General features: G+C 30.0%; 16 protein-coding genes. 5 read left to right on the forward strand and 11 right to left on the reverse strand.

Going from position 1 to position 16,057, the window contains the following annotated elements:
- The first annotated feature begins 23 nt into the window (after window positions 1-23).
- A complete protein-coding gene (locus U8307_RS00810; RefSeq protein ID WP_326909316.1) occupies window positions 24-1,427 on the forward strand; it encodes an alanine/glycine:cation symporter family protein in 1,404 nt (467 codons plus the stop codon).
- 82 nt (window positions 1,428-1,509) lie between these two features.
- Here U8307_RS00810 and U8307_RS00815 read toward each other — a convergent pair whose 3' ends face one another.
- From U8307_RS00815 to U8307_RS00850, 8 genes are all read right to left on the reverse strand, one after another.
- Window positions 1,510-2,391 (reverse strand): PSP1 domain-containing protein, encoded by an 882-nt coding sequence (locus U8307_RS00815; protein WP_326909319.1) that lies wholly within the window; start codon window positions 2,389-2,391, stop codon window positions 1,510-1,512.
- Window positions 2,388-3,371, reverse strand: coding sequence for a DNA polymerase III subunit delta' (gene holB, locus U8307_RS00820; protein ID WP_326909321.1), 984 nt, complete (start codon window positions 3,369-3,371; stop codon window positions 2,388-2,390). Before holB ends, U8307_RS00815 begins: the two co-directional genes overlap by 4 nt.
- Window positions 3,372-3,382: 11 nt before the next feature.
- Window positions 3,383-3,715: a cyclic-di-AMP receptor gene (locus tag U8307_RS00825; RefSeq protein WP_326909322.1), complete on the reverse strand. Its 333-nt coding sequence runs from the start codon at window positions 3,713-3,715 to the stop codon at window positions 3,383-3,385.
- On the reverse strand, window positions 3,712-4,338 hold the full coding sequence (gene tmk / locus U8307_RS00830) for a dTMP kinase (protein WP_326909324.1): 627 nt from the start codon (window positions 4,336-4,338) through the stop codon (window positions 3,712-3,714). The genes U8307_RS00825 and tmk overlap by 4 nt, the downstream gene beginning before the upstream one ends.
- On the reverse strand, window positions 4,335-5,765 hold the full coding sequence (locus U8307_RS00835) for an aminotransferase class I/II-fold pyridoxal phosphate-dependent enzyme (protein WP_326909325.1): 1,431 nt from the start codon (window positions 5,763-5,765) through the stop codon (window positions 4,335-4,337). Before U8307_RS00835 ends, tmk begins: the two co-directional genes overlap by 4 nt.
- 85 nt (window positions 5,766-5,850) lie before the next feature.
- Window positions 5,851-5,982, reverse strand: coding sequence for a hypothetical protein (locus tag U8307_RS00840; protein WP_326909326.1), 132 nt, complete (start codon window positions 5,980-5,982; stop codon window positions 5,851-5,853).
- A 110-nt stretch (window positions 5,983-6,092) separates the two neighbouring features.
- Window positions 6,093-6,362 carry a pro-sigmaK processing inhibitor BofA family protein gene (locus U8307_RS00845; RefSeq protein ID WP_326909327.1) on the reverse strand — a complete coding sequence of 90 codons (270 nt, stop codon included), beginning with the start codon at window positions 6,360-6,362 and terminating at the stop codon, window positions 6,093-6,095.
- Between the two features lie 88 nt (window positions 6,363-6,450).
- Window positions 6,451-6,957 carry an FUSC family protein gene (locus U8307_RS00850; protein ID WP_326909329.1) on the reverse strand — a complete coding sequence of 169 codons (507 nt, stop codon included), beginning with the start codon at window positions 6,955-6,957 and terminating at the stop codon, window positions 6,451-6,453.
- Between the two features lie 144 nt (window positions 6,958-7,101).
- On the opposite strand from U8307_RS00850, the gene U8307_RS00855 reads away from it, so the two are divergent.
- From U8307_RS00855 to U8307_RS00870, 4 genes are all read left to right on the forward strand, one after another.
- Complete coding sequence (locus tag U8307_RS00855; RefSeq protein ID WP_326909332.1) at window positions 7,102-8,292, forward strand: coenzyme F420-0:L-glutamate ligase; 1,191 nt, start codon at window positions 7,102-7,104, stop codon at window positions 8,290-8,292.
- Between the two features lie 258 nt (window positions 8,293-8,550).
- On the forward strand, window positions 8,551-9,033 hold the full coding sequence (locus tag U8307_RS00860; protein WP_326909334.1) for a complex I 24 kDa subunit family protein: 483 nt from the start codon (window positions 8,551-8,553) through the stop codon (window positions 9,031-9,033).
- Entirely contained in the window at window positions 9,030-10,907 is a 1,878-nt protein-coding gene (locus tag U8307_RS00865) for an NADH-quinone oxidoreductase subunit NuoF (RefSeq protein ID WP_326909336.1), read from the forward strand. The genes U8307_RS00860 and U8307_RS00865 overlap by 4 nt, the downstream gene beginning before the upstream one ends.
- A 4-nt stretch (window positions 10,908-10,911) precedes the next feature.
- Window positions 10,912-12,603 carry a [FeFe] hydrogenase, group A gene (locus U8307_RS00870; protein ID WP_326909338.1) on the forward strand — a complete coding sequence of 564 codons (1,692 nt, stop codon included), beginning with the start codon at window positions 10,912-10,914 and terminating at the stop codon, window positions 12,601-12,603.
- 92 nt (window positions 12,604-12,695) lie between these two features.
- Here U8307_RS00870 and U8307_RS00875 read toward each other — a convergent pair whose 3' ends face one another.
- The 3 genes from U8307_RS00875 to U8307_RS00885 all read right to left on the reverse strand — a co-directional run bounded on the left by U8307_RS00875 (window position 12,696) and on the right by U8307_RS00885 (window position 16,042).
- Window positions 12,696-14,153, reverse strand: a complete 1,458-nt coding sequence (locus U8307_RS00875) for a nicotinate phosphoribosyltransferase (RefSeq protein WP_326909340.1) — start codon at window positions 14,151-14,153, stop codon at window positions 12,696-12,698.
- 11 nt (window positions 14,154-14,164) lie between these two features.
- The gene (locus U8307_RS00880) at window positions 14,165-14,800 is read right to left on the reverse strand and encodes an isochorismatase family cysteine hydrolase (protein ID WP_326909342.1); all 636 of its coding nucleotides are present in this window, start codon (window positions 14,798-14,800) and stop codon (window positions 14,165-14,167) included.
- 270 nt (window positions 14,801-15,070) lie between these two features.
- Window positions 15,071-16,042: a 4Fe-4S binding protein gene (locus tag U8307_RS00885; protein ID WP_326909344.1), complete on the reverse strand. Its 972-nt coding sequence runs from the start codon at window positions 16,040-16,042 to the stop codon at window positions 15,071-15,073.
- Between the last annotated feature and the right edge of the window lie 15 nt (window positions 16,043-16,057).

Genomic DNA, 16,057 nt, shown 5'->3' on the forward strand with positions numbered 1-16,057 from the left:
TCACAAGAAAGGAGATATTCGAATTGACAGTATTAGAAAATTTTGTAAGTACAGTTAATAGTATTTTATGGGACTATGTATTAGTAGTCGGCCTAGTGGGAATAGGTATATATACCTCTATAAAACTAGGATTTCCACAAATTAAATGTTTCGGAGCGGCAGCAAAAAAGGTTTTTGGAGGTATCTTTAAAAAGGAAACCAATAAAGAAGGAACAATGTCTTCTTTTCAAGCCTTAGCAACGTCAATTGCTGCACAAATTGGTACTGGAAACATAGCTGGTGTAGCAACAGCAATCTCATTAGGAGGACCTGGAGCCGTATTCTGGATGTGGATATCTGCATTTTTTGGAATGTCAACAATATTCGTTGAAGCTACCATGGCTCAAAAATACCGTGAAACGACAAAAGATGGACAACTAGTTGGTGGTCCAGCATATTACATCAAAAATGGATTGGGTTCTAAAGGTTTAGCATCATTTTTTGCCATTGCACTTATTATCGCATTAGGCTTCATTGGAAATATGGTACAATCTAACTCCATAGCTGATGCAGTAAGCAGATCATTTAATATTCCACAATTGGCTATTGGTATTATCTTAGCTGTTTTTGCTGGCTTAATCTTTATTGGGGGAATGAAAAGGATTGCTTCTTTTGCGGAAATGGTAGTTCCTATAATGGCTGCAATTTATATTTTAGGTGCAATAGTTATTATGGTTATATTTAGAGCAGATCTAATACCAACAATAAAAGGAATCATTATAGCTGCATTTTCTGCAAAATCTGTATTAGGTGGTGCAGCTGGAATTGGTGTACAACAAGCCATAAGATTTGGAATTGCTAGAGGTCTCTTTTCAAACGAAGCAGGTATGGGTTCTACTCCAAACTCACACGCAGTTGCAGATGTATCTCATCCTGCTGAACAAGGACTTTCTTCAATGATTGCAGTATTTATTGATACAATATTAGTATGTACTTCAACAGCTGTTGTAATCTTAGCTACTGGAGCTCATAATTCAGGTGCGATAGGTGTCGGAATGACTCAAGAAGCTTTCAATATAGCTTTTGGTCCAATAGGAGGTATGTTCTTAGCAATTTGTTTAACATTCTTTGCTTTTACAACTGTAGTAGGATGGTATTATTTTGGAGAAAACAATATTCGTTTTTTATTTAAAGGTAAAAATGCAATTCACATATACCAAATAGTTGTTTTGATTTTTATCATTCTAGGTTCCTACCAAAAAGTAGACTTTGTTTGGAGTTTAGCAGATATGTTCAACGGAATAATGGTAATTCCAAACTTAATAGCTATCTTCTGTTTATTTAAAGAATCTAACGCTATTCTACAAGACTATAACAATCAAATTCATAATAATGAAAGATTACACTATGAATATAAATATCAACAAACAAAAACAAATTTGTCATAATTAGAACTATTAATTTAATTATTATAAACTAAAAAACCTCCTAAAGGATAGTATGATTTATCCTTAGGAGGTTTTCATTTACTTAGTCTTCTAAATCTTTTAATTCATCAATATTAATATCATCATGTTTATGTTTTATAGATCCTTCTTCAACTACTTTAATATCACATCCGTTAAATTCTTCTATTTCGTTAGTTCCATCTTCTTTCCTTATTTTAATTTTTGCAGTTTTAAATAAAGGATTTATATCAATAACTACTCCTGATTTATTAGTGTCATTAATAGTTACTCTATCTCCAACATCAGGTAAATATTTTATATTTTCATCATAAACATGATGTTCATAATTCAAACAACACATAAGTCTAGAACATATTCCCGATATTTTGGCTGGATTTAATGATAGTTTTTGTTCTTTTGCCATTTTTATAGAAACAGGGTAAAATTCTCCTAAAAATGATGAACAACACATTGGTCTGCCACATGGTCCTAATCCACCAATCATTTTAGCTTCATCTCGAACTCCAATTTGCCTTAATTCTATTCTAGTTCTAAAAATAGCAGCTAGATCCTTTACTAGTTCTCTGAAATCTATTCTACCATCTGCTGTAAAATAAAATATAACTTTATTATTATCAAAAGTATATTCTATATCAACAAGCTTCATATCTAATTTATGTTCTTCTATTTTTTGTAAACAAATGTCGAAAGCTTGTTTTTCTTTATCTTTATTTTCCTGATTTATTTTTATGTCTTCTACTGTAGCTATTCTTAAAACTTTTTTTAAAGGTTGTACTATATTTTCTTCTTTTACCATTTTAGGTCCTACAACTACTTGACCATATTCTATTCCTCTAACAGTTTCAACAATAACAAAGTCTCCCTCTTTTATCCATTTCTTATCAGGATCAAAATAGTATATTTTCCCAGCCTTTTTGAATCGAATGCCGACTACCTTAATCATATTTTAAAGACCTCCTGAATTTTGAGTAACATATTATCTATAATTAATTTATAGTTTACGTTACTTTTTATATTGTTTCTTGCAGATTGTAGATATTGTATTAACTCTGAGTCAACTTTTATACCTGTCCCATGTAAATTTGCAAGTTCTACTAAATCCTTGTTTATTACTAATGATTCTATATTGTGATTAACATATATTATATCTCTTATCCATACCATAAATATTTCTATAACTACATCTATATTATCTTTTTGAACTTCAAAGTAATTTTCAACTTCAAATATTATTTCTGAATCCGATTTAATAATTTTATTAAAAATATCTATTACTTCCATACGCTTTTCTAATATATTATCTTTTCCATTTATAATATTAACAGCTTTGTTTAAAATACCATTTGAATAATTAGCCGCTAAAATAATTTTTTCTTCATCTTCATTATATTTTTCTTTTAAATATTTTATAATTATACCAGTATTTACATTTTTAAATTTAATTATTTGACATCTTGATATTATTGTAGGTAGAAGCAAATTAATATTATTAGTCAATAATATTATTATTGAATCTCCCGGAGGCTCTTCTAAAGTTTTTAAAAAAGTATTAGCTGCCTGAATAGTCATTTCATGAGCATTATTTATAATATAAACTTTTTTATTTGATTCGTAAGGTTTTTTATTAATTGATTCGATTAATTCATCTATATCTTCCCTTTTAATAGAGTTTTCACCATTATTAACTATATGCATATCTGGGTGGTTCATAGAATTTACCTTAATGCAATCACTACAAACATTGCAAGGATCAAGTTCAAAGTCTTTGCAAAGTAAAGACTGGGCAAATACCAATGATAAATCATATTTGCCCATACCTTTAGGACCCTCAAAAATATAACAATGAGATATTTGATTATTATTAATAGAATTGACCAAAAAATTTTTGATTTCATCTTGTCCAGCTACATCTTTATAAAGCATTAGATGCCTCCTTAAATTTTTTCAAACCTATCAACAGTAGTTACAAACACTACAGCACCTCCTACTGTTACTTCTATAGTTTGTGGCAAATATCCACCAACAGTACTAAAAGAACTTGGTGGAATAGCAGCTGTTATCTTTTTTTTAGTTTTGCATATTTTTCTTATAATTTCAATTCCATTATCTACTTTATCATCTTCAACTACTGATAAAATAGTTGTATTTCCTGAGCTTAGGAAACCACCGGTTGATGACATCTTCGTTGAAGAGAACCCATTTTCTCTTAAAGCTGTAATTAATTTATTTGCGTCATCATTTTGTACAATTGCAGTAATTAACTTCATATAGTTTCCTCCTTTTTTAAATTTATAATTTTTTTAATATCATTGAAAATTTCGTCAATTGTTCTTTCAGCATTGATAGTTTTTATTTCAGGATAAGATTTTGTTAATGTTTTATATCCAGCATATACTTCCTTGTGAAAAGAAATATTCTCCTTTTCCATTCTATCTCCACCATCAATACTGAGTTTTCTTTTTAATGCTCTTTCTGGATTAATATCAAATAACAAAACTAAATCAGGCTTTAGTCCAGTTGTTCCGAAATTATTTATTTTATTTATCTCATCAATGCCTAATCCTCTCCCTAATCCTTGATATACAAGACTTGAATATACATATCTTTCACTTATTACTATCTTGCCAGCTTCAAGCCATGGTATTATTTTCTGTGATACAAGCTGAGCTCTAGCTGCAGCATACAATAATGCTTCAGTTCTGTAATTCATTTCTATATTGTTATTATCAAGTATAAGTTCCCTGATTTTTTCGCTTATATTAGTTCCTCCAGGTTCTCGAGTAAATTCAATTTCTCTTCCTTGTTCCTTAAAGTATTCTCCAATTTTTTTTGCCATTGTACTTTTTCCTGAACCATCTGGTCCTTCTAATACAATAAATAAACCTTTCATATAACCACTCTCAATTTATTATTTTTATCTACACCATTTACATTTATACCATTTTCAAGCATTGTTTTTACATAATCTATAGTATCTTGAACAATTATTTCTCCAGGACAAACTAATGGGATTCCTGGTGGATATGGAATAATTGATTCTGCAGCAGTTCTTCCTATAGATTTATTTATATCTATTAATTCATTTTTTGCATAAAAAGCTTTTCTCATTTTCACAGCATGTTTCAATACAGGAAATGCTTCTATTTGTATAATTTCTTTTTTATCTTTACTTTTACTTTCTTCAAAATATATTTCCTTTACTGCATCAAATAATCTTTCAATATCTTCTGGTTCATCAGTTGCAGTAATATATCCTACAGTATACATTAAATCTGCCATTTCCATTTGAATTTTATATTTTTCTCTTAAAATTTCCTGTAGTTCAGTACCAGTTATACCTAGTTCACTCATGCTTATAACAGCTCTTGTTGCATCAAAATCATAACATCCTTCATTTATAAGAAAATCATCTTCTAATACATTTATACCCATGTTCCTCAATTCTGAAGTTTTTCTTTTAAATACATCTATATTTCTTAACAATCTATCTTTTCCATATTCATTCATCCAATGAATTGAATTTTCTATCGAAGACATAAGTACATATGAAGGAGATGTTGTTTGTAGCATTCTTAACATCGCCTCGATATTGCTCAGTTCTACTCTGTCTGAACAAATATGCAAAATTGAACCTTGGGTTAAACAAGGTAATGTCTTATGCGTGCTTTGTGTAACAATGTCCGCTCCTGAACTTTCTGCTGAAGGTGGAAGCAAATCTTGACAAAAATGAAGATGTGATCCATGAGCTTCATCTATCATCAATATTTTTCCATACTTGTGGACAATTTCCGCAGCCTTCTTAACATCAAAACAAATACCATAAAAAGTGGGATACGTCAATACAACCATTTTAATTTCAGGCTCATCAATCAGCATCTGCTCTAATTTTTCTAAGCTAATACTAAAATTTAATCCATATTTTTTATTGAATTCCGGATATAGATAATCTAGCTTTAAATCCCCTAATATACAAGCATTGTAAACAGATTTATGACAATCTCTTTGTACAAGTATTTTATCTCCAGGACTTGTACAAGCCATTATGGATGAAATAATTCCACAGGATGTTCCATTTACTACCATGTAGGATTTCTTTACCCCGTAACTTCTTGCAATAAAATTCATAGCATCTTTTAAGAAGCCGTTAGGATAATGTAAATTATCTGTTCCTAGGGTTTCTGTAATATCATAAAAATTAAGATCATTTCCTAAGTCTCCTAAAATACCATATTTTCCTTTATGACCGGGCATATGAAAATTTGTCTCTACTTCACTTCTATATTGTTTAATACCCGAAATTATATTTTTTTTTTCCATTTACAACTCCTGTTAATAATTAAGTTTTTAATACTTTTTCATCCATAAATTTCTTTTCATAAATTCTTAAATAAAATGAAATACACTATTTTGAAACATTTCTTTGCCTTTTTTTAATTATACTCTTAGTAGTATGAACAGTTTCAACAGTCAATATTATCATTATTGAAATAACCATAATTACTATTGAAAATAGTACAATATATTCTAATAACAATTTATCACCTTCTGCAATAATAATTAAATATATTATATAACAGCATAACCTCTATGTCCAATAGAAATTCATAAATACTAAATATAAAACAGTTGATTTTGTCTTAGAATCTAAATTATTAGTTTAATAATTAATATGGCAATGAAACCTGGCACCCCTAATAGTCCAACCGTCAATGCAGTAATTTCATTTACACCAATATACACACCTGTAAATTGCCCAAAAAAATTAAATATTATTATAAGTAATCCTCCTAGTATTGAGTTCAATACTATTTTTCCTATGAATTTTAAAGGTTTTACAAAAATCCACGACAACATGAATATTAACATTATTCCGGCAGTATATGCAAGAATAATTCCTATATCAGCTCCTACCACTAGACAACCTCCTATATAGTTTTTATTAATATTATGAAGTTGTCCTTAAGTTTATGTCTACTAGGCTATATCTTTAAAATTAAATAAATTATTCTTCTTCTTCATCATTATCCTTCTGAAATCTTTTAGGCTTTTTTATATATTTATTTACAATAAGTGCAATAAAAATACCAATTGAAGTATCAATTATTCTGTCAATTGTATAAATTAAATAACCGCCTTCTTGTCTTTTAGTTATTAATATACTTAAATATACAACACAACATATTGAAACAGCATCCTTTTTATTAATTGCGACACAAATTTCTATCAAAACTATAATTCCTATTGGAATAAATAAAAAGTAAGCATCCTCGATAATATATGTTTCTAAAAATATCAGAACAATAATTGCAACAAAACCGCCAATGGCTGTTCCTATTATTCTAGAAATACTTTTCTGCATTGAATTATCAACTGTATTTTGCATGCAAATAACTGCAGCAATACAAGCATAAAATGAATTTTCTCTATTTATTATTTCAAATAGCAATAAACAAAAAAATACTGCTATCGTAGTTTTAATATTTCTCATCCCAATTTTAGGAATATTCATCTTTTCACCCCATAAAAAATCGTTACTTTTAATTTTTCTCTTAATGTTATATTATAAAAATTTAATATTATATTTTACTTATAGTATTTATTGTATTATAATATATTACGTTATAATAATAAAGTAATTTTTAAGGAGAGTTATATGGAAAGAATGTTAGGAACTGTCGCAAGGGGATTAAGAGCTCCTATTATCATCAAAGGTGATGACATAGCACAAATTACTGTTGATACAGTATTAAAGGCTTCAGAATATGGTAATTTTGAATTAATGGATAATGATATAGTGGCAATAACAGAAGCTGTAGTTGCAAGAGCACAAGGTAACTATGCGCATATTGATGATATTCAATATGATGTAAAGCAAAAATATAAATATAATACAATTGGATTAGTTTTCCCAATATTAAGTAGAAATAGATTTGCTATATGTTTAAAAGGTATTGCTAAAGCTGCAAAAAAAATAGTATTAATGTTTAGTTATCCTTCAGATGAAGTGGGTAATTCTATAGTGGATTTAGATATGCTTGATAAGGCAGGTATTAACCCATGGAAAGATACCTTAAATGAAAAGCAGTTCAGAGAGCATTTTAAAAATACAAGTCACTTATTTACTGGAGTTGACTATATAGAATATTACTCTAATCTTATTAAGGAAAGCGGTGCAGAAGTTGAAGTAATTTTTTCAAATAATCCTACAAGTATACTAAAATACACTGATTCTGTTTTAACCTGTGATATTCATACTAGAAACAGAACTAAGAGGTTATTAAGAGAAGGTGGAGCTAAAATAGTATACGGGCTAGATGATATTTTGACTACGTCGGTTAACGGAAGCGGTTTTAATGAAAATTATGGACTTCTTGGTTCTAATAAAGCTAAAGAGGATACTGTAAAATTATTTCCAAGAGACTGCGAATCATTAGTTTTGAAAATTCAACATATGCTTAAAGAAAAAACAGGAAAAACTATAGAAGTAATGGTATATGGTGATGGTGCCTTTAAGGATCCAGTAGGTAAAATATGGGAATTAGCAGATCCAGTTGTTTCTCCTGGATATACAAAGGGACTTGCAGGTACCCCTAATGAACTAAAATTAAAGTATCTTGCTGATAATCAATTTGGTAATTTAAAAGGTGAAGATCTTAAAATTGCAATATCAAAATACATTGAAAATAAATCTGACAACTTAAAAGGAAGTATGGAATCTCAGGGTACTACACCTAGAAGACTCACAGACCTAATTGGTTCCCTTTCTGATTTAACTTCTGGAAGTGGAGATAAAGGAACTCCTATAGTTTATATACAAGGATATTTTGACAATTATTCTAATTAATAAAATACGCATTTATTTCATCCTGAACATAGCAAGAGATTTTTTTGAGTTAAAAACACTTAAATGTGCTTTTTTATTTAAAACATTTAATTAAATAAGTATATATTAAAAATGGCATATTTCTTTTAACAAATATGCCATTTTGTTTAATTTAATAACATTTTTTTAATATATTAAAATTCTTCTTGATTTTATATTTGAATTGTTATAAAATTAACAAGTCCCACCCTATTTTGTAATGAAAGGAAAGGTATTTTTATGTTCAATGAGGTTTTTAAGGAAAAGGTAAACGAAATCATTACCCGTCATAATAGTGATAAGAAAAAGCTTATTAGTATTATACAGGACGTACAAAAAGAATATCATTATCTGCCCGAAGAAGTTTTGATTTATATTGCTGATACCCTTGATATTAGTCATGCAAAAATCTATGGTATAGCTACCTTTTATGAAAATTTTTCTTTAAATCAAAAGGGCAAAAATATTATAAAAGTATGTGATGGAACTGCATGTCATGTAAGAAAGTCTATTCCAATTCTTAATGCTATTTATAAAGAATTAGGTTTAAATGATGAAAAAAACACAACTGATGATATGATATTTACTGTGGAAACAGTCTCATGCTTAGGTGCTTGTGGACTAGCTCCAGTTATAACAGTCAATGATTATGTATATCCAAAAATGACACCTGAAGCTGTTATAGAGCTTCTTAATAACATTAAGAAGGAGGAATTCAGATGATAATTAGCAATTATAACGATTTAGTATCTACAGCAAATAAATATAAAGAATCTTTAGACAAGCAAACTAAAAAAGTTCTAATTTGTGCTGGAACAGGATGCCTTGCTGGAGGTTCTTTAGCTATTTATGAGAAAATCAAAAGTCTTATTAAAAAGAGAGGGCTTTTAGTTGAAATAGATTTGACTAAGGAAGATGAAGGTATTGGTGTAAAAAAAAGTGGTTGTCATGGGTTTTGTGAAGCGGGTCCTCTTATACGTATAGAACCATATAACTATTTATATTTACATGTCAAATTAGAAGATTGTGAAGAAATTGTAAGTAAAACTTTAATTGAAGGTAAGCCAATTGAAAGATTAATGTATTTTAACAATGAAAAGTTATATAAAACTCAAGAAGAAATTCCTTTCTATAAAAGACAAACAAGATTAATTCTTCATAACTGTGGTCATATTGATGCTGAAAATATTCAAGAATATATTAGCAGAGGTGGATATAAAGCTACTGCCATAGCTTTAAATACTATGAAATCTAAAGAGATATGCACCATAATAACAGATTCAGGTTTAAGAGGCCGAGGTGGCGGTGGTTATTTTACGGGAAAAAAATGGAGTCAGGTTTTGTCTCAAGATAACCCTGTAAAGTATGTAGTATGTAATGGCGACGAAGGTGACCCCGGCGCTTTCATGGATAGAAGTATCATGGAAGGTGATCCCCATAAGGTTATTGAAGGTATGATTATAAGTGGTTATGCAACTGGGGCTAACAATGGTTATATATATGTAAGAGCTGAGTATCCAATGGCAGTTAATAGATTAAAAATAGCCATTAATCAAGCTTTGGAACTTGGACTTTTAGGTAATAATATTTTAGATTCAGGATTTAATTTTAATATACATATAATCCAAGGAGCAGGAGCTTTTGTATGTGGAGAAGGTAGTGCTCTTACTGCCTCTATAGAGGGCGAAAGAGGAATGCCCCGTGTTAAACCTCCAAGAACAGTTGAGAAAGGGTTATTTGAATGTCCAACAGTTTTAAACAATGTTGAAACTTTTGCAAATGTACCTATCATTATATTAAACGGTTCAGATGAATACAAAAAATATGGTACTTCAAACAATTCTGGAACTAAAGTCTTTGCACTAACTGGTAATGTAGTTAATACTGGTTTAATTGAAGTTCCTATGGGAACAACATTAAGAGAAGTAATATTTGATATAGGCGGTGGAATTCCAAATAATAAAAAATTTAAAGCTGTGCAAATTGGAGGACCTTCAGGTGGTTGCTTAACATTTGATAAAAACCATTTAGATTTACCTCTTAGCTTCGACTCCCTCAAATCTGTTGGGGCAATGATTGGTTCAGGAGGAATGGTAGTTATGGATGAAGATACGTGTATGGTTGAAGTTGCAAGATTCTTTATGAGTTTTACACAAAGGGAAAGCTGTGGTAAATGTATCCCATGTAGAGAAGGTACCAAAAGAATGCTTGAAATTCTAGAAAAAATAACTTCTGGAAATGGTTCTTTAGAAGATTTACAACTACTTAAAGAAATTGCAGACACTGTCAAAAATACTGCTTTATGTGGACTCGGAAAAACTGCTGCCAATCCAGTATTAAGTACTTTAGAATATTTTTACGATGAGTACCTTGCTCACGTTAAAGACAAAATATGCCCCGCTAAAATTTGCAAGGGATTATCAACTATAACTATAGATCCTAATATGTGTAAAGGATGCAGTAAATGTGCTAAAAGCTGTCCCGTCGAAGCAATATCAGGAACAATTAAAAATCCTTATGTTATAGATAAAAATAAATGTATTAAATGTGGTGCTTGTATTGAAGTTTGTCCTTTTAAGGCAATCAAGGAGGTATAAAATAATGAGCGGTATTATGATTATAGACGGAAAAAAAGTGGATTTCGAAAATCAAAAAAATATTTTAAGTGTAATTAGAGATTCAGGTATTGACTTACCTACATTTTGCTATCATTCTGAACTAAGCATTTATGGAGCTTGTAGAATGTGTTCTGTAGAAACATCTAGTGGAAATATTATTGCAACATGTTCAGAAAAACCAAAAGATGGTATGGAAATATATACTAATTCTCCAAGAATCAGAAAATACAGAAAAATGATATTAGAACTATTATTAGCAAACCATGATAGGGATTGTACTGTATGCGAACGAACAGGAAAGTGTCAATTACAAAAACTTGCTAAAAGATACGGAATAAATAAAATTAGATTCAATCAGTTAAATGAAGAAAACGAAATTGACTATTCCAGCCCAAGTATAATTAGAAATCCTAACAAATGTATTAAATGTGGAGATTGCGTAATGGTATGCGAAGAAATACAAGGAGTTGGAGCTTTAGGCTTCTCTCATAGAGGTACTGAAGTAAAAATAAAACCCGCATTCAATAAAAATCTTAATGAAACTAATTGTGTTAATTGTGGTCAATGTAGAATTGTATGTCCTACCGCAGCCATAACAATTAAAAATGAAACTCAAAAAGTATGGGATGCCATTTATGACAAAAACACAAGAGTTATTGCACAGATTGCCCCAGCTGTACGTGTTTCATTAGGAGAAGAATTTGGAATGGACCCTGGTGAAGTTACTTTAGGTAAAATAGTTGCAATTTTGAAAAAACTTGGAGTTGATGAAGTATTTGATACAGCACTTTGCGCAGATTTAACAGTAATAGAAGAAAGTAACGAATTCTTAGATAGATTTGCTAAAAATGAAAATTTACCTCTTTTTACTTCATGCTGTCCTGCATGGGTTAAATTCGCTGAAAACAAATACCCTAACTTAGTTAAAAATATTTCTACATGTAAGTCTCCTCAACAGATGTTTGGAACTGTTGCAAGAGAAGCATATAATAAACAAGATAAAATAGATGGAAAAGAAACATTTATAATTTCAATTATGCCATGTACTGCAAAAAAAGCAGAAGCAGCACGACCAGAATTTAGTCATAATAATATAAGGGAAGTTGATGTTGTATTAACTACTCAGGAACTAGCTATAATGATTAAAGAAATAGGAATAAACTTTGATAATACCGAAGAAGAAGCATTAGACATGCCTTTTGGATTAGCCTCTGGAGCAGGAATAATCTTTGGTACAACTGGTGGTGTTACGGAAGCTGTTCTACGAAGAATGCTAAAAAATAAATTTGGTAAAGATGATTGTGAAATAATATATAACAGCGTTAGAGGTTTAGATGCCGTTAAAGAAGCTACAATAGAGGTAGATGACAAAAGTATTAGAATAGCCGTTGTTCATGGTTTAAAAAATGCTGATACGCTTGTTAAACTAATTGAAAATGGTGAAAAACATTATGATTTAGTAGAAGTTATGGCTTGTAAAGGTGGTTGTATCGCTGGAGGTGGACAACCTGTACCTAAGATTATAACAAAAGAAACTAGAGCACTAAGAGCGCAGGGTTTATATAATATAGATAAAACTAACCAAATTAAAAGTTCAGATGATAATTATATAATAAGGACAATTTATGAAGATATATTAAAAGACAAAAACCATATCTTACATGTTCATAAATAGCAATGACAAATGTAGGGTATGCATACCCCGGGACGCATACAATGCGTCACTACAAATGACAATTATACGGAACGCAATGCGTTCCGTATAGATTATTTAAAACTATATTGATTAATCATATTTTGTTTGCAATCCCATAATTCTTTAGACAAATCAACAAAATAGTTATGTGGATTTGTAAATCTTTTTACTTCATTCCAAACATTATCAACTTTTGCTTTGCAATAAGACCTTATATCATTAAGTTTAGGACTTTCATACACACATTCACCATTTAAAAATACTGGTACTTGAAGATTTTTAGCATAAAAATTAGTTACTTTTTTCTTTTTCCATACATGAACTTCATCAAATATTATATATGGTTTAGTATCATTTATAATTTCGTTAGCTAATGTTATGACATCTGCTATTGGACTGTTTGTTTTCTTATCATACAATCTCCAAACCTTCTTATACCCTGGATTTGTTATTTTCTCCTCGTTCTCTGAAAGTTTAATTTTCGGCATGATTTTACCATCTTTTTCAATAGCCGCAAGTTTATAAACACATCCAAAAACGGGTTCTGATTTTGCTGTTATAAGTCTTTCTCCTACACCAAATGAATCTATTTTAGCTCCCTGACTTAATAAATCAGTTATAATATATTCATCTAAACTGTTTGATGCAACTATGCTACAATCGTGAAGTCCTGCTTCATCTAACATCTTCCTGCATTTTTTACTTAAATATGCAATATCACCACTATCTAATCTTACTCCCTGTAACCTTTTACCCATCGGTTCCAAAACTTCTTTAGAAATTCTTATAGCATTAGGGATTCCACTTTCTATTACATTGTATGTATCTATAAGTAATGTACAATTATCTGGATAGTTTTCAGCATACAATTTAAACGAATCATATTCATTATCAAACATTTGTACCCATGAATGAGCCATTGTTCCTAAAGCAGGAACTCCAAATACTTCATCTGCCAATGTTGTTGCTGTTCCAACAACACCTCCAATATAAGCAGCTCTAGCGCCATAAATAGCACCATCATACCCTTGACTTCTTCTAGCACCAAACTCCATTATCGGTCTTCCTTTTGCTGCTCTAACAATCCTGCTAGCTTTAGTTGCTATAAGACTTTGATGATTGATAGTCAATAATAACATTGTTTCTATTAGTTGTGCTTCTATTGCCTTTGCCCTTACAGTTATTAATGGCTCACTAGGAAAAACTGGAGTTCCTTCAGGTATAGCAAAAATATCACCGGAAAATTTAAAATTTTTAAGATATTGTAAAAAATCTTCTTTAAATAAATTTTTGCTTCTAAGATATGCAATATCCTCTTCTTTAAAATTCAAATTTTTTATATACTGAATTACTTGTTCTAATCCTGCAACTATCGAAAATCCTGCTCCATCGGGATTCTTTCTGAAAAACAAATCAAAATAAACAATAGAATCCTTTTGTCCATTTGAAAAATATCCATTTGCCATTGTTACTTCGTAAAAGTCCATAAGCATAGATAAATTTCTTTCTCCAAAATTATTATATTCCATTAAACTTCTCCTCAGTTAATTTTATCAACTATCTCAATGCCACTAGTATGCATATTGTATAAAGCAAATAAATTCATTAAGTATCCGTCATGCGATCCACCATCATATGTCTCCACTGCATTTATCGGTACTAAAATCCTTTTATTTATATTTCTATCATTAAAATAAGCCTTTAAACTTAAAGTAAATTGAAGTACACATATATCTGTAACACAACCCATAATTATATAATTGTCTATAATATCTATATATTTATTCAACCATTCTTGAAAATTGTCGTTATTAAACCCATTAGTACTATTCTTCTCAATACATATAGACTCTTGCCCTTTTGTAAAGGGTATAAGCTCTTGAATTAAATTAGCTTCCTCTGTGTTTCTAAGACAGTGTAACGGAAAACTATTAAATTCAGCACATTCTTCATCGTGACTATCTATAAAAAATACTTTTTTATAACCTTTAGTTCTTTCATTCAAAGATACTATATTATCAACAATACTAGCAACTCTTGGTGACGATAATGGTCCTGTATAAACAAAACCATTTACCATATCAATAGTAATAAGCGCAGTTTTCTCTTTTTTTAAAGAAGTAAGTTCAACAGATTTTCCTTTTATTTCATTTTCAATTACCTTTAAAGCATCCATAATAATTTCCTTTATTTATTTTAGTTATAATGCAATTTAACAAATACATTATAATGTCTATTTAATATTTTGTCAAAAATAATTACTAGATTACTACTCAACTAATACTCATAAGAAAATTGATTGGTTTAATAAAAAAAGAAGAAGCTATTAATAGCTTCTCGACTATTGACAAAACATAAATATAATAACTTAAAAGATTTTCATATGTTTATAAGTTTGTCTTTAAGCTTATAAGCTAATAGTAGCTTATAAAACCTTAAATTTAGATTATTTTAATTCAATTGCATCTTTTGGGCATTTTGTTGCACATACTCCACAACCTATGCATTTATCCTTGTCTACTTTGTGAGTTTTTTTAACTTCTCCTTCAATAGCATCAACCGGACAATTTTTAGCACAAATTGTACATCCAATGCATTTTTCATCTATTATATTAGCTTTCTTTCTAGTAGATAAATCTCCCTCTATTGCTTTTGTAGGGCATTTCTCTACACATACCATACATTCAGTACATTTGTCGTAATCTATTTTTGCTATATTGTTTTCAACATGAATAGCATCAAAAGGACAATTCTTTTCACAAATTTTGCATCCTATACATCCAACTTTACATACTACCTTTACATCTTTTCCAAAATCTCTATTATTACATCCTACAATAACATCTTGAGAATAAGGAACTAATTCTATTACAGCTTTAGGACATTCTTCAATACATTTTCCACATGAAGTACATTTCTCTTTATCTATTACAGCTATACCATCTTCAATAGTAATAGCATCAAAATCACATACATCAACACAATTTCCAAAACCTAAACAACCTTTATCACAAGATTTGTTTCCACCTGCTACAGCTGCAGCAGCTTTACAGTCTGTAACTCCTTGATATTCATATTTCTTAGTTGCTACAGTATCACAACCTTGACATAATACATGAGCTACTTTCTTTTCCCCAGCTGTTGCTGTTACACCCATTATTGCACCTATTTTATCATAAGCTTCATCATTAGCAACTGGACAACCATTAACTGGCGCTTCTCCTTTTGCTATTGCATTTGCCATTCCATCACATCCTGGAAATCCACATGCACCACAGTTAGCGCCTGGAAGGGCATTTCTTACATCAATAATCTTTTGATCTACTTCTACATGGAATATCTTTGAAGCTACTGCTAATAAGGCACCAGCTAACACTCCTAATCCACCTAACATTCCTACTGCTTTTACTATAACCATTTATCTGCACCTCCC

Origin of the sequence: Sedimentibacter sp. MB31-C6 (assembly GCF_035934735.1) — a bacterium.
Classification (GTDB): Bacteria; Bacillota; Clostridia; order Tissierellales; family Sedimentibacteraceae; genus Sedimentibacter.